The following is a 17,215-nucleotide window of genomic DNA, read 5'->3' on the forward strand; positions in this document are numbered from 1 at the left end:
TCATCACCCCTTTGAACCTGTCACTTTTTCCGCCAGCACCTCGACATACATCCCTTTTTCCCGAATATCCTCCACACTCAGAATATTATACTTTTCACCCTTGCACACCAGTACATGAGCCGTACTTATTTCAATGGAAGGTGGCTTGCGAAACCTGAAAAGGTCAGTGGCTGTCGTAAAGCTCGCCCTGTTTTTCCAGGCTTCACTGCCATGCCTGTTTTCTTTATAGGCTCTGGTCTTTAGTAAAAGGACTTCTTCTTTTGTCACAAATCCTTCTTCGTCTTTTACCGAGTTGGTGCTATAGATTTCAACAAAGGTCTGCATCATTCCAAAACTCATATGACCACATCCCTATTCATGCGAAGGAGCATGTTCACCACACGCCAAACCTGCTCACTGGCATCCACCTTATCCTGAAAAAAGCCGCCAGTGCTACCATCTCGGCTTTCGTAAAAGTGGGATGATAGCATGATGACAGCCTGTTCTGTAGTAGGATCCATGGGATTTATCTCATAGAATCCCGATACTTTTTTCTGATATCCTTCTGCATAAGAGGTGGCGGCGGTGATGTAGCTTGCTATGAGTTCATCGTCCTCATTATGATCAAGTATCAGATTCTTTTTCACTTTCTCAAGTAAAGCTGACATCACCGTCTACCCCCTTCCCTATTCTGATGCCATAAGTCCTGCAGCTTTAAGCTTTGCAAGAAGTGCATTAAAATCAGAAACCAATGCCGGCACATCAGCTGCGGTGCTTTCTGCCTGAAGGGCAGAGGGTTTAACCTCCACCCCATCAAAAGTAAGCTTCCCTTCAGCGGTGATTAAAAGCTCGCCACCGATAACCGTTTTTTCTCCACCCTGCTCGGTATAGTTCTTAACATTACTCATAGAGCATCACCTACGCTTTCTGCTGAAGAACCTTGATGGCTTCAGCAAGAATCAGTTTCCCATCCACTCTCTGGCTTGCCTTAAATCCTACCTGACCAGTGGCTGCAAAGAGCTCATTAAGTCTCTGGAAGGAACGACCTTGTCTGTCGGCTACCCAGTAGTACCCAAAATCACCGAAGGCGATGGACTTGGCCCCTGCTGCAATGGTTGGTACATAGGCAGAAGTCTTTACAGGTCGATTCAAGATGGTATCAGGCTGGCCGGCAGAGATAGAAGGCTGCCACAAATACTGACCATTCCCATCCTTCAGTTTTCGAATGGCTTTTACTGTCGCATCGTTCATGACGAAGATGGCATTCTTTCGATAAGGTGACTTCAAGCTGTAGAAAAGATCCATAATCTCATCAACGGTGATGGCTGTAGCAGAAGCTGCAGTCACACCAAGCTCCGCTCCACCAGTGGCATTGAAAACACCTGTAGGTTTACCGGAACCATCACCAACAAAGAAGGCTTCTTCTTCCTTGGCACCGATTCGTCTTGCAAATTCCCTAGCAATGTAGCCTTCAAGGTTAAAGACGCTGTCATTAAGAAGCTCCTCAGATACTTTGATCATGGTTGCAAGCTTATAGGCACCAATGGACACTTGAGTGAAGGCGTCATCAGATTCAGGAATCGGACCTTCCTCATCCACCCAGGACGCAGTTCCTTTGGATGCCACCACTGGAATCTTTCTATCCCCGGATGAAGTGGTGATGACCTTGGCGATGCTTCTGAAGATGTTCTCTTCCTGAAGGGACTCAATCAAGGTTCTTTCAAACTCGTCAGGCACCAGGTAGCCGCCCTCTGAATCCGTACCAATCTGTAGAGCATTCTGAACATCATAACTGTTCTTGTTTCTCATGGCTTTCCAGAATGCTTGTCTATACTCATTGGAGGCTCTACCCTTTTTCTCTTCTCCGCCCATGGCACTTCCTGGCTTATTGGTAATAGGAGATGAAGTTGGACGGGCAAGCTCCTCGTCAATGGACGCTCTGCGCTCCAGTCTTTCGATTTCTTTTCCCAGGTTGACTACTTCCGCTTCCATTTTGTCGTATTTGGCAGTGTCTTCAGCAGAAAGCATACCATCACTACCTCTTTTACTATCCAGGAAAGCTTTCGCATCTTCCCAGGCTTTTGCTCTCTTTTCTCTCAGTTCAAGAATTTTGTTCATATCATTTTCCTCCTCAAATTAGTGAGCGATCAGGCTCAGTCTTTTTTCCAACTGTTCAATAGGTGTTCTGTTCTCTGGTTTGGGTGGAATAAGCTTAGTTAGTAGTGAATTTGCTACTGCGGCTCTGGAAAACATCACAGCTTCCAGCGGTTCACCCTCCACTTTCTCCTCCTCACCGGAAAATAGAATAGTATCTGCAAATCCCAGCTCCACTGCTTTTCTTGCATTGAACCAGGACTCTGCATCCATCAAGTGGGATATCTTTGTTCTTGTAAGACCTGTCTTGATTTCATAAGCATTCATGATGCTTTCCTTAACCTCCGACAGCATCTCACTGGCCTTTTGCATTTCCTTTGAATCTCCAATGGCTACCGTCATGGGATTGTGGATCATCATCATGGCTACAGGTGACATCTGTACTTCCGTTCCTGCCATTGCAATAACAGAAGCAGCTGATGCTGCCAGACCATCAATCTTCACCGTTACATTGCCTTGGTAGTCCATCAGCATGTTGTAAATCTGTGCGGCTGCAAAAACATCCCCGCCTGGAGAATTGATCCAAACGGTGATATCTCCCTGAGCCGACTCAAGTTCCTCCTTGAATAACTTTGGAGTCACTTCGTCCCCATACCAGGTTTCATCTGAAATTTCTCCATTTAAAAAGAGGGTTCTTTCACCCTCATTCTTGACCCAGTTCCAAAATTTGCGCTTCATCTTCTTTCCTCACTTCCCTTCTTATAAGAATTTGTCTTGGCATATTCACCAAAATAAAAAGAAGCGGCTCTATCATAAGCTTGAGCTGCTTCCTCTGGTTTATCGTAATATCCTAGAAATACTGTTCTTCCACTTGGGTGTATTGAAGATAAATACTTCCCTCGCCTTTTGTCAAAACATACACCCTTAAATCCTGTTGTATTGGTTTTAGGTTTGGATGAATTATAGGTGTTCTTCCGCTGGGTCGCTAGCCGTAAGTTTTCACGCCTGCAATCACTGGGATCCCCATTCATGTGATCTACTACCAAATGTCTAGGTGCATCCATTAACAGTCTGTGTAAACGTACTCTTTTGCCCTTCTTAATGCCAAGCACATACCTGTCTTTACCCACGGACCATGAATACTCTGATACCAAATCAAAGTCAGATGGATCAAATATAAAAGAACGACCACTCTTTACAATACATCTCACATAAGAATCTTCTAACTCATATCTATTACACCTCCCACATGATCTAGTATGACCATTACGGAGAAAACTTCCTCGCACAATTGTCTCATTGCCGCACTTACATTTGCATCGCCACCTTGTATCATGTTTTCGATATACATCGTATTTCTCTAGCACCAGCAGCGATCCATAAATTTTATTCACCATCTCTATTCGTTTCATACTGATCACTCCAGTTTCCAGCACGAGCCAAGTCCACCATATTTCCATTACACAAAAATTTGTTCCCGCCTTTTTCATCTGGTATCAGATTCATGTTTTCCAGCTCTCTCACATCATTTGGACATAAGAATCCATTTTGTATTCCAACAGCATATCCATTCATACGACTTTGGTAATCACCTCTGAGAAGTCCATCTACATTGAGCCTAATAAAAAACTCCTGCTTCTCTTTTGGAAGTAGGAGTGAACGCTGCATGGCTTGTTCCCATCTTATGACCCAAGGATCCAAGGTGTATTTTACGAACTCTAAGGATTGCTGCTCAATATTTGAGAAGCTGGATTTCTCAAGATCACCGACCATATGAGGCGGAATACGATAGAGCCTTGCTATTTCGTTAATCTGAAACTTTCTTGTTTCAAGAAACTGTGCTTCTTCCGGTGGAATACCAATCTGCTGATATTTCATTCCTTCTTCAAGGACGGCAATCTTATGGGCATTGGCTGTTCCTCGGTACACTTCATTCCAAGAATCTCTCACTTTTTTTGGATCTTTAAGCACCCCGGGATGTTCAAGCACCCCTCCGGGATTAGCTCCATTGGCAAAGAAGCTGGCTCCGTATTCTTCAGTGGCTATGGTCATACCTACAGCATTCTTCGCCATAGCAATTGGCGAGTATCCCACCAAACCATCAAAGCCTAGTCCTGGAATGTGAAGAACATCCTGTTTTCTTAACACCACTGAACCATAATCCTTAAAGTTGGGATTCTCATCACTAGTCGTGGTGTAAATGTAGTAGATTTCTCCATTTTTATCTCTGCTAACTGTCATCTTGTTTGGTAAAAGTGGATACAAAGCCACCACTCGACCAGCACCATCACGGATAATCTGCGCATAGGCATTTCCCCAAATAAGCAAATGGCTCATCAATGTCTCTCGAAAGACAAAAGAACTCATCTCTGTATTGGGTTCATTGTGTAGGATATGGTACAAGTGATGGTTATACACGCGCTCTTTACCATTTTCTTTATATCTGTACACGTGTAACGGAAGAGATGCTACTGCTTCTGCTAGAATACGCACACAGGAATACACCGCTGTGGTCTGCATGGCAGTAAATTCATTAACTGTCTTTCCGCTTGTCGTTGGCCCAAACAGATACGTGTAATTTGAGCCGGAGTAGTAATCTTTAGGCTTATCACGAGCCTTTATTAACTTTGAGATAATTGGTATGTTCATTGACCTACCTCCTGAAATTGAGCATAAAAAACACCTGCCATAAACAGATGTTCAAATGTATTAAAAACTGATGATACCTCGCTCATCATAAATGCTACCATCATCGTCTTTATTTCTAATACAGCGATCAAGGGCCATAATTGTAGCAACTATACCATCGATCTTCTCTACCGACTTTTCCTTATCCGGTTTGATGTTCCCTGCCGGATCTTGACGCATGACTACGTTTTGAGCCATCCATTTAAGCACCGGGTGACCTCCATGATTGATGTTTCCTTCCATAAGAAGCTTATAAAGTTCTTTACTTGGTGGGGACATGTCCTTATAGCCCTGTCCAAAGGGTACGACTGTAAAGCCCATACCCTCAAGGTTCTGGACCATTTGAGTGGCATTCCAACGGTCAAAGGCTATTTCCTTGATGTGGTACTTTTCCCCTAACGCCTCAATGAACTTCTCAATAAAACCATAATGGATGACATTTCCCTCTGTGGTTTGGATGTAGCCTTGTAGCTCCCAAACATCATAGAGCACATGATCTCTTCTGCACCTCAGCCCCAAGGTATCCTCCGGTAGCCAGAAGAATGGTAAGACGATGTATTTCTCATCCTCACCCCTTGGTGGAAAAACCAGAACAAAAGCTGTGATATCTGATGTGCTGGATAGGTCCAGACCACCATAGCATTCACGGCCTTGCAGTGACTCCATATCAATGGGTAGATTTCCTCGATCATAAATGTGATCGGGTATCCAGCACACTGTCGCTGAAGTCCAGATATTGAGTCTGAGCTGTTTAAACACATTCTCTTCCGCAGGGTTTTCAAGAGCGCTTTTGTAGGCTTCTCTCACCCGATCTATAGAAATGGTATGTCCAAGCGAAGGATTCGCTTTGTACCAGTTGGCTTCATCATTCCAATCATCTGCTTCTGTTAGTCCATATACCACCGGATAGAAGGTATGGTCTTTTTTTCGACCGGCCTTTATATCCAGGGCTTTACTGTGGAGCTCATAGCAGATGCTATTTTTGTCGGTTCCTGCAGTGGTGATGATAAAAAACAAGGGCTGCTCTCTGGCATCCCCGGAACCTTTTGTCAAAACATCATAGAGTTTTCTATTGGGCTGTGCATGAATCTCATCAAACACAAGACCCGATACATTCAGTCCATGCTTGGTTCCCGTCTCAGCTGATAACACTTGATAGAACCCTGCATTGGAATAATTGACGATTCGTTTGGTGGCAGCTGTAATCTTTGACCTTTTTAGCAACGCCGGTGTCATCTGTACCATTTGCTTTGCTACATCAAATACAATGGACGCCTGGGATCTGTCGCAGGCCGCACCATAGACCTCTGCACTGGGTTCATTATCTGCATAAAGAAGATATAGTGCAATTGCAGCTGCCAGTTCAGACTTCCCCTGTTTCTTGGGTATCTCAACATAGGCCGTCAGGAATTGACGCTTCCCGTTTTCTCCAACGATACCAAACAAGTCACGAATGATCTGTTCCTGCCAAGGTAGCAGAAGAAACTTCTTCCCTGCCCATTTTCCCTTGGTGTGTCTAAGGTTTTCAATAAAGGCTACTGCCCTGTCTGCCTTTGCTTTATCATAATGGGAAGTTTCAAGCATAAAGGGTGACGGTGTGTATTTATAGTCCATTACGCACCACCTCCTAGAATCTTCTCCATCTCATCTGCGGGATCCACAGTACCTTCACCTGCGACAATTCTGCTTCTTGCAGATGGTGTCAGTCCAAACTGCTCACAGAACTTGAGCATGATTTTCAGATTGGTTTGCGCGATGGAAACCTGCGGCACCTGTTGTAAATAACCGTTAGGGGTTCTGATCATGGTTCCATGCTGGGTGATAAACTCCTCTGCTTCCTTCCATCTGGCGTATGCCTGACAGTAACCCGCGAAAGCGGCCATGTCCATTTCTGTCAGGATTCCCATCTGCTCAAGAAGCTTCCCCATTCGTCTCCATTCTTTCTTTGCTTCCTGCTCTAACCATGAAGGACAGCGTGGGGCTTTCCTTGGCGGCTTTGGTTCTTTATCGTTGAGTGCACGTTTCCCAGGGTTCCCTTCTAGTTCTTTTAATGCTGTCGGTTTGGGTTTTCTTCCTCTCTGTGCCATAAGTCCCACCTCCTCTCATTGGCTAACAGCAAGAAAAAAGACCTCCGAAGAAGTCTTTGATTTGGCTTATATCTGTGTTTTAACCTTCTAGTTTTCTGCAACTGTCCTCACCATATACCACACTAAGGCTACTGCCATTGTCCCAGGAAACCATGATGCTTCCGATATCATCCACTCCGATTACCGTTCCCTGTGTTCCCGTTGGTGGTGCCTGTATATCTTCCATTCGAATCAGTTCCACCCTTGTTCCAGGTGGATATTGTTTTCTTAGTTTCTCTAGGATTTCTTTTCTAATAAACATCTTCATCCCCCTCTACCGAAGAATCCTCAAGTGCTTTTTCTAGGATTCCCTTATCAAAGCCAAATCTCTCATAGGCATCTTCCAGGGTTTTATAATAGTTGTAGCTTGGTTGTCCTAGTTTCCTGTCTTGATCCATCATGTAGACCATTCCTTGAACCTTCTCACCATCAAGGTCTAACTCCATCCATTCTTTGTAATAGAATGTCGGGAAGCCTTCATAACGATCAAGGTTATGTTCGTCTGTCGGTTCGATCTCCCAAACCACCACCGGCACCTTTTGCCCTTTTTCTTTTTCAATGGTAGCGTAGGCACCTGTCTTTGAGCCTTTGAAGATAAGCCTGTGATCTTCAATTTCTGATACGCCTCTTAGCTTTGCTCCTGGGCATCTGAAAGCCATCTGACTTTCATCCATATTGCTCCCGTAGGCAATGTACAGTTTTGTTTCCATTCTTTTTCATCCTTTCCTAAAGGGCGATTCTTCCCCGCCAGCTTGGCCTGTGTCGGCTTTTTGCGCCTTTGGGGAACCCTTCTACCACCTTAAGGGCGGTTCTCCCGCCCCGGTGAGCCTGTGGCTATTCATTTTATCCTGCTTGTCTCCAAGCTGAGTTTCCATCAAGGTACTTTAGAAAATGGAGTCTGCAGGTTTTAAACTCGTCTCCGATCAGCCCAAGTCTTAGCATCCAGCATCTGAATGCGTATTTCTCATTGTCCGTCACCGTTTTTCTAGCAGAGGCTTTCTTCTGACTTAAGGCTTGGTGGCTCACTGCCAGGCAAAATTGAATGTATGCTTTTACCTCTCCAGCGTGGGTGGTAGAGTTGAAAAGTCTAAATTCTACAGTGCCTTTGGTAAAGGTGGCGTGTAGGTTGAGTCCTCGATATCTAGTTGTATTGTACCTCCTATCTCTTCCGTAGGGATCCTCTGCGTACCAAATGTCTGAAAGCTCTCTCATGGTCTTTGGCTTTTTCTTGTTGATGGTTTCCAGAAGCTTCTCGTTGGTTTTCTTGCAGTACCGGATTCTTCCTCGGTCTATCTTAAGCGCCTTGTAAAGGATATCTTCCTTGCTGGCGATGATGTTGACAATGTTTCTTAAGGTTTGCGGTGTGAAGCGTTCTGCTCCAACATGTACATGTATTCCACAGGAGTTATTTACAATGGCTCCCTTGTGTCTTAGCTGCCTAACCAGTTCCTGCAAATCCTCTATGTCCTCGTAGGTGAGGATGGGACTGACCACTTCCGTTTTGTACTCATCTCCGGCTGAAACTCTGGTTCTTCCTTTTTTCTTTTGAGGGACTATGCTTGAGTCGTACATAGCTTTCCAGGTTCTCCCCTTGTTGTCCATGACCTCGTAGGTTCTATAGCCGCCTCCCACATAAATGTTTCTCGTTCCAAAGTAGTCTGCAATGACCTGCCCTGCCTGCTCTCTTGTAATCCCAGTTAATTCAATTTCCACTCCAAAGGTTTGCGTTTTCATATGCTCTCATCCTTTCTCTTACCTGTGTTTTAAGCTTTTTGGTAGTACTATATATCACTCTAAACACAGGTAATAGCAAGTTAAATGTGCATATGAAACGCATATTTATTTCATTCTTCTAGGGCTGTATACCGGCAATAATCGTAACCTTCGCTGGAGATAAGAAGTCTCTCCCCAGTCTCGGTGTTGATTACCCGGATGCATTTAAGTTCTCCATTTTCATTGGAACCACCATCTGACTCATCAATCCAAGGTTGTTCATTGAAGAAATCTTCAGCAAGGGCTTTAAACTCATCACCACTTAAGGGTACCTCCTTGGTCACTTCATAAAGATTGCCTGGCTGGCCAGCTTCCTTTGCACTAGCTGTAGCTTCTCTTAATTCTTCAAGATCATTGAGCTTTCTGCCAAATAATGCCCTTGGTTTATTCGTCATGACTTTCACCTTCTTTTCTTTCACGCAGTCTCGCCTTGTGCTTCTCGGCGTCAGCAGGGGTACGAAAGGCGGTGTGCCCTTTTAAACCTTCAAGCAGGGCTTTCCTTGAGTCCTTTGCCCCTTTGCTTCCTAGTCCAAGTCTGACCAGCCATACCCGAAGGTAGTATTTCTCATTTTCAGGTTCGCTGGCTTTTGGGCTTATTCGCTTTGCCTCTCTTACATGGGCCACCATCATGGCAGCCAGTTCAACATAGGCTCTGTTCTTCTCAGGCTTTTCTGAACCTGGAAAAGTGAAAGTTACCTTGTCATCTTCAAAGCTCAGTCCTGAAATGGCTTCAGCACTTTCACTGTATAGGTTAAGGAAGTCTTCTTTGGTTTCTGGCAGATTCGTTTGCAGGGTATTAATAAAATCATCGCTGATAGAAAAATGGTCTTTCCCCACCACTCGGTTGAGCAGGTACTGTTTGCTTCTAATCATGTAGATCAAGTTTTGAAGCTGGGGTCCTTCCATATCCTCTAAAGGAACGGTAACCTCCAGACTTTCAAGCTCTTGTCTTGGTTCTGCAAATCCATGTTCTTCTAAGTGCGCTCTCATCCTTTCACCATCCATTTCTGTTTCACTTACCACCGTTCCATCTCGTTCAATGGTGTAGCCTTCCACCTTGTATGCATAACTCGGTGGGCCTACATACTTAGGTTTCTGTCCTGAAAATTCACCGATACTTTTCACCAGTTCTTTTCGATTCTCGCATGTCGTTTCAATACGCATTGACTTATACCTCCTTTGTTTTGGGTACTACATACATCACTCTAAAGAAGATATAAGTCAAGCATTCCTGGGCTATTAAGGGGTAAATCTCAGGCTAAACTGCAGCTTTATCAAAATGGCGGCTGCATTTATCAAAGACCATCTCTTTAATCCATTTTGGTGCCTCCGGTACATCATTAAGCCTTCCATACTCACCAAACATCAGCTTGATCCCTTCGTTCCTTGCTTGTACCGCCTCTAAGAAGGTATGAAAATATCCCAGATGAATGTCATACTGGGATGCTTTGATTCTCGCTCTATACTTTTGTCTTGGCCGGTAAAAGCTTACGCCTGTTACGCCAGAAGTGTTATTCACTTGAGGGGGTTGATTACACTGATTTTGCTGATGGGTACAAACCCTCAGGTTCTCTCTTCTGTTATTAAGTGGATCCAGGTCAATGTGATCAACCTCATATCCCTTTGGTGGTTTGAGTAATATCTGATGGAGCTGATTGCCCTCTCTATCAATGACATACACAGTTCCTTTCTCGCCAAACTTGCGATTTGGATACCAGTTTCTTGATTTTACAATCTTGAAGTCCTCTCTATCAAATAAAAACACATGTCCTCCGGAAAGGGTCCCGGCCATGGTTTTGCCATCTTCTAATAATCGATATCGATTTTTTTGTGTCATCCCATTAAAATCACCTCCACAGTAGTTTCTAAGGTTTATTCCGCCTCAGCTTCTTCGGCCTTTAAATCTTCATAGGAGATTTTCTCTCCATCTCTTATAAGAAAAACATCTGCGCTTGTTCCTGCATGAAGCACGAACCTTGATACAATGACATCCACAAATTTCTCATCAAGCTCTATCATGTAACAAATCCTGTTTGTCTGATCGCTGCTAATAAGTGTGCTACCAGACCCGCCAAAAGGATCCAAGACGATGCAATTGGCGAGACTTGAATTCTTAATGGGATAAGCTAACAGCTGCAATGGCTTCATAGTTGGATGGAGTTTTGATTTTGTTGGTCTGTCAAAATTCCAAATAGTTTTATGCTTTCGATCCCCGTAAAACTTATGGCTTGCTGTCGGTTTCCATCCGTATAGAACAGGCTCATGGGCATAGAGATAATCTGATCTCCCTAATACCGGAGCATTCTTCACCCAGATGCAAGTCTGGTGACAAAAGAAGCCAGCTTCCTTAAAAGCTGACCTAAAATTAACTGTCTCTCTATCAGCGTGGAATACATAGATTGCTCCACCATCGACGATATTTTCAAACATATTGGAGTAGGCTTTTAAGAGAAACTCATAGAACTCTTTATCGCCCATATTGTCGTTTTTGATTTTCCCAGCAGTGCCCTCATAGTCCACGTTATAAGGCAAGTCCGTGAGGATCATGTTGGCCTTTTTCCCATCCATTAATTTTTCGTAGGTATGAGGTATTGTGCTGTCTCCACAGACTAGGCGATGCTTTCCAAGGAGCCAAAGATCTCCCTGCTTTGATATAGGTTCTTCCTTCAACGCCTCATCTACATCAAAGTCATCGTCTTTGATTTCTTTGTCGTGGACTTTAGAAAAAAGCTGCTCTATCTCTGGAGGCTCGAATCCAGTGAAGTCCGTATTGAAATCTGCCCCTTGAATATCAACAAGGAGATCCGCCAGCATTTTTTCATCCCAGTCACCTGCAATTTTATTCAGTGCGATATTAAGAGCTTTGACCTTTGCATCTTCTTTAATCTCTAAAACTACGCACTGCACTTCTGTATGTCCTAAATCCCTAAGCACGGTTAATCTTTGATGGCCACCAATCACTGTCATATCGTAATTGACGATGATCGGTTCTACATAACCAAACTCTAAGATTGAGTTCTTGATCTTCTCATATTCCTTATCACCGGCTTTTAGCTTCTTTCTCGGATTATATTCAGCTGGTTTTAAATCTCCCACCGGTATCGATTGCCATTTCATATCACTCATAACATGCCTCCTTTATCATGGAAGGTCCAATGTATGGTGCTCTTCCTTCTTCTTTTCGCCAAAATCTATCATGTACATAGCAGCTGTGGCTGCAGTATTTTCTATTCTTATTTCCATAGACCTTGAACTCTTTCCCACAGTAAGTACAGGTCAGTTCATAGTAGGCAGTTTCTTTTCGCTTGATACTGTCTGAGTGATGAAGCCACCATTCCCGCCTGCAGGTATCTGAGCAGAACTTTCGCTTTCGTCCAGTGGCCGGCTGTTTCAAATCCCTGCCACAGCTCAAGCATGCCTCTCCTTTTTCCATCTTTTCTTTGATGTTGATTCTCACATCAGTGGCTAAGCCATCCAGGTCATGGGTCTTACAGTAATTTCTCACGATATCTCTTGAAAGTCCGACAACTGAAGCAATGGCACGATACCCAACACCTCTCATTCGAAGTTCCCTTATTTGTTTGGCTTGAAAGTTCGTCACCTGCTTCACACCCTTTCGTTAATTAATTGCATAAAAAATGCCGCAAAACGCTGCTCTTGGCAGTTGTTTTACAGCAAATGTGGTAACTATATGGCGAAACTATTCTATCTTTAAGCCTATGACCCCCTTGTAGTTTCGCTATTTCATTTAGTTTTTTCAGGCGGTTAAGCCCTTTTTAGGTATCCCCCCTATTAAATTCTGCGTTTTTTCACACGAGAGGGGGGCGCGGTCTCCAGTTGAAAAGATTGTAGGGATTTAGACCGCCCCTGGGGGTAACATTAGTATTTATATTCTTGATATCTATCTTCAGTCATGGTTTTCTTATCGTGACAAGACTTGCACAGCGCTTGCCAGTTGCTCTCGTTCCAGAAGAGTTGTTCATCTCCACGATGTGGTTTGATGTGATCTACTACTGTGGCCTTGACATACTTCCCTTGCTTAAGACACCGAACACAAATGGGATGGCGCTTTAAGTACCTGGCTCTCGTCTTTCTCCACCGGCCATCGTAACCTTTCTCCTTAGTGGTTCTGGAATCGACTCGGTGCAGCTCGCCATGTTCCTCACAGAACTTTGTCCCGGGTGGTACCAGCCGACTACATCCAGGATGCTTACACGGAATGTTTGGTCGTCTCGGCATTTGGATCACCTCTCAAGGATAAACGCTTCATGAAGGTTTTCAACTCTTTCTACACCCATTCCAATGACCTCAGCGATTTCTTCAAAGCTTAAAAAATGAGCATACCTCAGTGTCAGTATCAGCTTTACTTCAGGCTCTCTCACCGTTTCTAAGAATCGGTAAAGCCTCTTAAGTTCAAGTTTGCATTGACTCGCCAGCGCTTCTCTTTGTCTTTCCACAAACACCAATGAACTCTCCAGATCCTTTTCTTCCAAGTGATCTTTCCCATAAAGCGTGTTCTCCACTTTTTCATGGGTCAGCTCCAGCATGGTTCGCATTAGACTCTCATGCTCCTGATGGATTTTATTTAAGCGATTAAGTCTTTTTCTAAGATCTTCGACTGAGGGTTTTCTTCTTAGGTCTTTCCATTCCGGTTTCATCTTCTCCATCCTTTCCATGAAAAAAGCCCTCGTGGCTTTTCCCACAAAGGCTTCTCAAATATAAAAGCCCTCAGGACCTTTGTCCATCAGGCTCTACCGTTTTTTTATATCACTTTACACCTTATACTCTATCATAGTTGCCAGGTGTCTTTCTATGTCTTTTAGTGTCCTCTTTTAAAATCCTATCGATTTTTTTCAAAGCTCTCGCATGAAGTTTCATGGTATACCGCTTGTCGTATCCTAAACTTTCAGCAACCTCATTCCAGCTTTTCTTGTTGAGATATCTCATTTCCAAAACAAGCTGATCCAACGGGTCTTCCACTTGTCTGATCTTACACCTGATTTCTTGAGTCAAATCCACAAGTCGGTCAATGATCTCATTGGTTTCGTGTTTTAGATCAATGAGTTTCACATTGTTTTCTTCACGAGTGTTAATGTGCTGTCCATTTGATACCTTTACCTCAGCATAGGAAGGTGTCATCTTTTCAGCTAATGCCTGAAGTCTTTCTTGCTCTTCTAGCTTTTGAATGATAATGCTATCCAGCCACATGGCCTGTGATAAATATGCTTTAGCTGTCATCTCTGATCCCCTTTCATAAAATCTGTAATAGGCTTCCTTCCACCCACGATAGGATGAACCTAAGCCTAGTTGCATTGATGTTAAACCCCTCACCTCTAGTGCCGCGTCTAGCATCTCAGGTACTCTAGCTCTTATGCTCATGGCCTCATTATCCTTTCAACTGGATCCACAAGGTCAAAGGCGGCATATACAGCTGCCAGGAAACTTGTTATGGGTCTTCCTTGATACTTCCATACAATTTTCCCGTTGTAGCTGACGCCATAGTGTTGATCATTAAATTTACTATGAACCATCTTTATCCACGAACCTTTATGCATAAGGATATAAGTGCCATAAGGGGTCTCTTTCCATTTTCGCTTGGGAAAGTTTCTTTTTCTTTTAGCCCTGTTTTTCATGAGGCGCTCCCTCTCTTTAGCTGCTAGAACATCCCCCTCCATGATTCCTGCGCAGATACAGCCTACACGGACATCCTCAAAATAGTCATCATGTTCCATCACGTGGACAAACCTCACTCTGCTGCATCCGCAGAGTTCGCAGGTAAACAGATCTGTATCTGATGCTTCTTCTTCAATATCAATTACATCTATGCAATACCAATCACTAATGGGGGCATGCCATTCTTCAAGTCGCTTCTGACATCTTGCTTCATATCCATTTGAATTCATCTGATCAACCTCCTGTTCTTGTTGTTCTCAAATCTCTAAAACCCCTATACGCGCGAATATACGGGTATTACTGTATATAGGGCCTATTCTATATATTTTTAAATTAATAATAATTGTTAGGAATATAAGAACACATCCTCTCCTAAGGCTTGCCGCTAGTGGAGTTTGAGGTGTTCCATAATTTGTTCCTAACCACTTTTTAAGGAACATCCATAACTCCGGAACATGTACCCAAAACCAACATTTTTAGGAACACTGCTAGGAACAGCTTTTAGGTACAAAGATATACTGTGGACCATAAAGCGTCGTTCGTTCTTTTTTATCCTGCCTTACCCAGCCGAGTTTCGTTAGAATAGCTGCAAGGGTATTGGAGTCTGCTCTACCTAAATTGGCTCTGTCCTTAACGAAGCATTCACACCAGATTTCCATGTTGCAAACACTGCTGCGTGGAATGGTTCCCGCTCTAGGTGCTGCTCCAAACTCATTTCCACTTAAGAAGTTACGTCTTTCAAAGAGATCCATCTGGTCCCAATCATCAGGGAGAAGGGTATCAAGGTACTCTCTGACTAATCCTTCCCGCTCATCGGATTCCATGGCTTCACGCTGTTCAGCCTTGGCCAGCTGCTCCATGGAAGCATCCAGATAGAGTTTTTCGCCAGCCTTGACGTATACCAGGGCTTCTGCCCATATCTGCTGGATCTCTTCAGCGTTAATCTGCCATGAATGTTTACTGCCACCACCTGGAGTTTTAACAGGCCAGAAACGACGATTGCCTGTTGTGTCTCTAAGGTAGCCGGACTCTGCGTTGGTGGTACCGAAGAAGATGCACTGACGCTGGTGAGGGGTTGCGCGTTTTCCAAAAGCTGCGCGATAGATATCATTTTGTCTTGAGAGGAAAGAACGCAGGGTTTCTACTTCAGCTTTTCTAAGACCTGCCAGTTCTCCAATCTCAAGTATCCAGTAGCCCTGAAGTTTCTCTGCTGCGGTTTTGTCTTTGGTATCTCCAAGGTTCAAACTATCGGAGAACCATTCGCCAGCGAGCTTTGAGATGAGTGTACTTTTGCCGACGCCCTGCGGACCGTTTAAAACGAGCATGGAGTCAAATTTACACCCAGGATTTTGAACACGACTGATGGCAGCACATAGGGTTTTTCTTGTAACAGCACGGACGTACTTATTGTCATCAGCGCCGAGATAATCAATGAGCAAGGTATCAACTCTTGGTACTTTGTCCCATTCCGGTAAAGAGTCCAGGTATTCTCGAATGGGATGGTAGGATCTATCGTCAGTGACTTTGGCAACTGCAATTTGATAGTTTCTCTGTGAGAAGGTCCCGTAGTTGGAGTCGATATAGCTGATGAGCTGAGCATCATCGGCATCCCTCCAGTACTTTGAAGGATGGTTCCAAGGGACGCTGCCTTTGATCTCCATACCATCAAGCTGCTGATTAAAGACCAATGCTTGTAGATTGGGATCATTCTGTAGAATGAGCGTGATGTTGTGCAGATTGTTTTTAAGCACCGTGGAGCGGGACTCATATTCTAGTCTTTTCTGCCAATCGTTCTCTTCACCAAAATCCTCTAGCGCACGATGCTGCCTCTCTTGAAGAAGAAGGAGTTTGACCTTTTCATCCTTTGATGCAAACTCCATCATGGCCTTATAGGAAGGTAGTTTAGATGTGGTCGTGTCTTCCGGACTTTTGTCATCAAGGTTTCTAAAATGGTGGATGCGGACTAAATCAAAAGCGTTTAGCATCATCCCATAAGCAGGATCAGTGGAGTGATGGGAGAAGGAAAACTTATCATTCTCTATCCACACCCCTGCGGAAGAATCCGCTGGGATATAATCATAGCGCTCTGAGGCTGCACTTGGCTCGTAGACCTCGGATAAATAAGTCTCAATGGCTTCTCTTATGGTATAGCTCCTACAAAAAGCTCCGATAAGGCCAGACTTTGAGAGTGGATCCTGCTGCTTCTTTCTTTCTCTTTGGGCAGCATCTGTTTGTCTATCTGAACCTGGCCATGATGATATGTCTTTCCAGTTATCGTATTTTGCCAGTATGACATCTGGATCTAGAAATGGCCCTTTCATCTCTTCAAAGACATATTCTCCATCACTGGGTGTACTTGGCCAGTACATAAACTGGCTTGGCTTGAAGGAAGCTTCGTCAAAGTATTCCATACCAATTTCAAAAGCAACCATCCTGCTAATGGCTTGATATTCATCAGCTGAAACCGGTCTAGAAAAAGGAGCTACAGTTCTTAGCCTGGGTTTCTCAGATGCATGGCTATGGGTGGAATGAGTGCAGGAAGCATATTTGAACTTCAGTTTAGTATCAGCTATATATTTATCTGGTGATTTTGCATAGTCCACATCAAGAGATAGCATCGTTTTTGATTTGATATTTTCATTCAAACGACGTCCATCTTTTAACTCTGCTGCAATATAGCCGCCCACATCTTTGATGTCATCCTGCTGCTTTTTCTTCATGTGGCGGAATTCATACTGAGTCTCTCTTGTATAAGTGGTACGGGAGAGTTTTTTTACAAACTCATCCCATGTCACAGTTTGTTTTTTCCAGTACTTGTCATGTCTGGTGTTACCGGTGGATATAATAAACTCCATGATGACCTCCTTTCTGGTGATGTGTAA

Annotated in this window: 23 protein-coding genes; all 23 read right to left on the bottom strand. The window is 43.9% G+C overall.

Annotated features, from left to right (window positions below):
* Positions 1–3 precede the first annotated feature (3 nt).
* A complete protein-coding gene (locus tag ACKVDP_RS00905; protein ID WP_409226903.1) occupies positions 4–339 on the bottom strand; it encodes a head-tail adaptor protein in 336 nt (111 codons plus the stop codon).
* Complete coding sequence (locus ACKVDP_RS00910; RefSeq protein ID WP_409227182.1) at positions 336–647, bottom strand: head-tail connector protein; 312 nt, start codon at positions 645–647, stop codon at positions 336–338. The genes ACKVDP_RS00905 and ACKVDP_RS00910 overlap by 4 nt, the downstream gene beginning before the upstream one ends.
* A gap of 18 nt (positions 648–665) precedes the next feature.
* Positions 666–887, bottom strand: a complete 222-nt coding sequence (locus ACKVDP_RS00915; protein WP_409226904.1) for a head fiber protein — start codon at positions 885–887, stop codon at positions 666–668.
* Positions 888–897: 10 nt separating this feature from the next.
* On the bottom strand, positions 898–2,097 hold the full coding sequence (locus ACKVDP_RS00920; protein ID WP_409226905.1) for a phage major capsid protein: 1,200 nt from the start codon (positions 2,095–2,097) through the stop codon (positions 898–900).
* Positions 2,098–2,115: 18 nt separating this feature from the next.
* Complete coding sequence (locus tag ACKVDP_RS00925) at positions 2,116–2,811, bottom strand: head maturation protease, ClpP-related (protein WP_409226906.1); 696 nt, start codon at positions 2,809–2,811, stop codon at positions 2,116–2,118.
* Positions 2,808–3,284, bottom strand: coding sequence for an HNH endonuclease (locus tag ACKVDP_RS00930; RefSeq protein ID WP_409226907.1), 477 nt, complete (start codon positions 3,282–3,284; stop codon positions 2,808–2,810). The genes ACKVDP_RS00925 and ACKVDP_RS00930 overlap by 4 nt, the downstream gene beginning before the upstream one ends.
* Before the next feature lie 11 nt (positions 3,285–3,295).
* On the bottom strand, positions 3,296–3,424 hold the full coding sequence (locus ACKVDP_RS00935; RefSeq protein WP_409226908.1) for a hypothetical protein: 129 nt from the start codon (positions 3,422–3,424) through the stop codon (positions 3,296–3,298).
* Positions 3,425–3,459: 35 nt separating this feature from the next.
* Positions 3,460–4,722: a phage portal protein gene (locus ACKVDP_RS00940; RefSeq protein ID WP_313119630.1), complete on the bottom strand. Its 1,263-nt coding sequence runs from the start codon at positions 4,720–4,722 to the stop codon at positions 3,460–3,462.
* A gap of 60 nt (positions 4,723–4,782) precedes the next feature.
* On the bottom strand, positions 4,783–6,375 hold the full coding sequence (locus ACKVDP_RS00945) for a terminase large subunit (RefSeq protein ID WP_409226909.1): 1,593 nt from the start codon (positions 6,373–6,375) through the stop codon (positions 4,783–4,785).
* Positions 6,375–6,848: a phage terminase small subunit P27 family gene (locus tag ACKVDP_RS00950; RefSeq protein WP_409226910.1), complete on the bottom strand. Its 474-nt coding sequence runs from the start codon at positions 6,846–6,848 to the stop codon at positions 6,375–6,377. Before ACKVDP_RS00950 ends, ACKVDP_RS00945 begins: the two co-directional genes overlap by 1 nt.
* Before the next feature lie 79 nt (positions 6,849–6,927).
* Complete coding sequence (locus ACKVDP_RS00955; RefSeq protein ID WP_409226911.1) at positions 6,928–7,149, bottom strand: DUF4314 domain-containing protein; 222 nt, start codon at positions 7,147–7,149, stop codon at positions 6,928–6,930.
* Positions 7,139–7,597: a gamma-glutamylcyclotransferase family protein gene (locus ACKVDP_RS00960; RefSeq protein WP_409226912.1), complete on the bottom strand. Its 459-nt coding sequence runs from the start codon at positions 7,595–7,597 to the stop codon at positions 7,139–7,141. Before ACKVDP_RS00960 ends, ACKVDP_RS00955 begins: the two co-directional genes overlap by 11 nt.
* A 133-nt stretch (positions 7,598–7,730) precedes the next feature.
* Positions 7,731–8,621, bottom strand: a complete 891-nt coding sequence (locus ACKVDP_RS00965; protein ID WP_409226913.1) for an amidoligase family protein — start codon at positions 8,619–8,621, stop codon at positions 7,731–7,733.
* 110 nt (positions 8,622–8,731) lie between these two features.
* Complete coding sequence (locus ACKVDP_RS00970; protein ID WP_409226914.1) at positions 8,732–9,055, bottom strand: hypothetical protein; 324 nt, start codon at positions 9,053–9,055, stop codon at positions 8,732–8,734.
* Positions 9,045–9,824: a hypothetical protein gene (locus tag ACKVDP_RS00975; protein ID WP_409226915.1), complete on the bottom strand. Its 780-nt coding sequence runs from the start codon at positions 9,822–9,824 to the stop codon at positions 9,045–9,047. Before ACKVDP_RS00975 ends, ACKVDP_RS00970 begins: the two co-directional genes overlap by 11 nt.
* A gap of 94 nt (positions 9,825–9,918) precedes the next feature.
* A complete protein-coding gene (locus tag ACKVDP_RS00980) occupies positions 9,919–10,497 on the bottom strand; it encodes an HNH endonuclease (RefSeq protein WP_409226916.1) in 579 nt (192 codons plus the stop codon).
* Between the two features lie 35 nt (positions 10,498–10,532).
* Positions 10,533–11,786, bottom strand: a complete 1,254-nt coding sequence (locus ACKVDP_RS00985; protein WP_409226917.1) for a site-specific DNA-methyltransferase — start codon at positions 11,784–11,786, stop codon at positions 10,533–10,535.
* Positions 11,779–12,261 (bottom strand): RNA polymerase subunit sigma-70, encoded by a 483-nt coding sequence (locus ACKVDP_RS00990; protein ID WP_409226918.1) that lies wholly within the window; start codon positions 12,259–12,261, stop codon positions 11,779–11,781. Before ACKVDP_RS00990 ends, ACKVDP_RS00985 begins: the two co-directional genes overlap by 8 nt.
* 278 nt (positions 12,262–12,539) lie before the next feature.
* Complete coding sequence (locus tag ACKVDP_RS00995; RefSeq protein ID WP_409226919.1) at positions 12,540–12,899, bottom strand: HNH endonuclease; 360 nt, start codon at positions 12,897–12,899, stop codon at positions 12,540–12,542.
* Positions 12,900–12,904: 5 nt separating this feature from the next.
* Complete coding sequence (locus ACKVDP_RS01000; protein ID WP_409226920.1) at positions 12,905–13,318, bottom strand: hypothetical protein; 414 nt, start codon at positions 13,316–13,318, stop codon at positions 12,905–12,907.
* 121 nt (positions 13,319–13,439) lie between these two features.
* A complete protein-coding gene (locus ACKVDP_RS01005) occupies positions 13,440–14,039 on the bottom strand; it encodes a DUF1492 domain-containing protein (RefSeq protein ID WP_409226921.1) in 600 nt (199 codons plus the stop codon).
* The gene (locus tag ACKVDP_RS01010) at positions 14,036–14,563 is read right to left on the bottom strand and encodes a hypothetical protein (protein ID WP_409226922.1); all 528 of its coding nucleotides are present in this window, start codon (positions 14,561–14,563) and stop codon (positions 14,036–14,038) included. Before ACKVDP_RS01010 ends, ACKVDP_RS01005 begins: the two co-directional genes overlap by 4 nt.
* Positions 14,564–14,821: 258 nt before the next feature.
* The gene (locus ACKVDP_RS01015; protein WP_409226923.1) at positions 14,822–17,188 is read right to left on the bottom strand and encodes a virulence-associated E family protein; all 2,367 of its coding nucleotides are present in this window, start codon (positions 17,186–17,188) and stop codon (positions 14,822–14,824) included.
* Positions 17,189–17,215: the final 27 nt, after the last annotated feature.

The sequence above is a fragment of the Gudongella ferriphila genome (assembly GCF_046224405.1).
In the GTDB taxonomy this organism is placed as follows: Bacteria; Bacillota; Clostridia; order Tissierellales; family Tissierellaceae; genus Gudongella.

Bases quoted from the DNA above. Each gene is read 5' to 3' on its own strand.
- ACKVDP_RS00915 (WP_409226904.1), bottom strand. From the start codon at position 887: ATGAGTAATGTTAAGAACTATACCGAGCAGGGTGGAGAAAAAACGGTT.
- ACKVDP_RS00950 (WP_409226910.1), bottom strand. From the start codon at position 6,848: ATGGCACAGAGAGGAAGAAAACCCAAACCGACAGCATTAAAAGAACTA.
- ACKVDP_RS00925 (WP_409226906.1), bottom strand. From the start codon at position 2,811: ATGAAGCGCAAATTTTGGAACTGGGTCAAGAATGAGGGTGAAAGAACC.
- ACKVDP_RS00955 (WP_409226911.1), bottom strand. From the start codon at position 7,149: ATGTTTATTAGAAAAGAAATCCTAGAGAAACTAAGAAAACAATATCCA.
- ACKVDP_RS01005 (WP_409226921.1), bottom strand. From the start codon at position 14,039: ATGAGCATAAGAGCTAGAGTACCTGAGATGCTAGACGCGGCACTAGAG.
- ACKVDP_RS00975 (WP_409226915.1), bottom strand. From the start codon at position 9,824: ATGCGTATTGAAACGACATGCGAGAATCGAAAAGAACTGGTGAAAAGT.
- ACKVDP_RS00970 (WP_409226914.1), bottom strand. From the start codon at position 9,055: ATGACGAATAAACCAAGGGCATTATTTGGCAGAAAGCTCAATGATCTT.
- ACKVDP_RS00940 (WP_313119630.1), bottom strand. From the start codon at position 4,722: ATGAACATACCAATTATCTCAAAGTTAATAAAGGCTCGTGATAAGCCT.
- ACKVDP_RS00920 (WP_409226905.1), bottom strand. From the start codon at position 2,097: ATGAACAAAATTCTTGAACTGAGAGAAAAGAGAGCAAAAGCCTGGGAA.
- ACKVDP_RS00910 (WP_409227182.1), bottom strand. From the start codon at position 647: ATGTCAGCTTTACTTGAGAAAGTGAAAAAGAATCTGATACTTGATCAT.
- ACKVDP_RS00960 (WP_409226912.1), bottom strand. From the start codon at position 7,597: ATGGAAACAAAACTGTACATTGCCTACGGGAGCAATATGGATGAAAGT.
- ACKVDP_RS00980 (WP_409226916.1), bottom strand. From the start codon at position 10,497: ATGACACAAAAAAATCGATATCGATTATTAGAAGATGGCAAAACCATG.
- ACKVDP_RS00905 (WP_409226903.1), bottom strand. From the start codon at position 339: ATGAGTTTTGGAATGATGCAGACCTTTGTTGAAATCTATAGCACCAAC.
- ACKVDP_RS00935 (WP_409226908.1), bottom strand. From the start codon at position 3,424: ATGTATATCGAAAACATGATACAAGGTGGCGATGCAAATGTAAGTGCG.
- ACKVDP_RS01010 (WP_409226922.1), bottom strand. From the start codon at position 14,563: ATGAATTCAAATGGATATGAAGCAAGATGTCAGAAGCGACTTGAAGAA.
- ACKVDP_RS01015 (WP_409226923.1), bottom strand. From the start codon at position 17,188: ATGGAGTTTATTATATCCACCGGTAACACCAGACATGACAAGTACTGG.
- ACKVDP_RS00965 (WP_409226913.1), bottom strand. From the start codon at position 8,621: ATGAAAACGCAAACCTTTGGAGTGGAAATTGAATTAACTGGGATTACA.
- ACKVDP_RS00945 (WP_409226909.1), bottom strand. From the start codon at position 6,375: ATGGACTATAAATACACACCGTCACCCTTTATGCTTGAAACTTCCCAT.
- ACKVDP_RS00995 (WP_409226919.1), bottom strand. From the start codon at position 12,899: ATGCCGAGACGACCAAACATTCCGTGTAAGCATCCTGGATGTAGTCGG.
- ACKVDP_RS00985 (WP_409226917.1), bottom strand. From the start codon at position 11,786: ATGAGTGATATGAAATGGCAATCGATACCGGTGGGAGATTTAAAACCA.
- ACKVDP_RS01000 (WP_409226920.1), bottom strand. From the start codon at position 13,318: ATGAAACCGGAATGGAAAGACCTAAGAAGAAAACCCTCAGTCGAAGAT.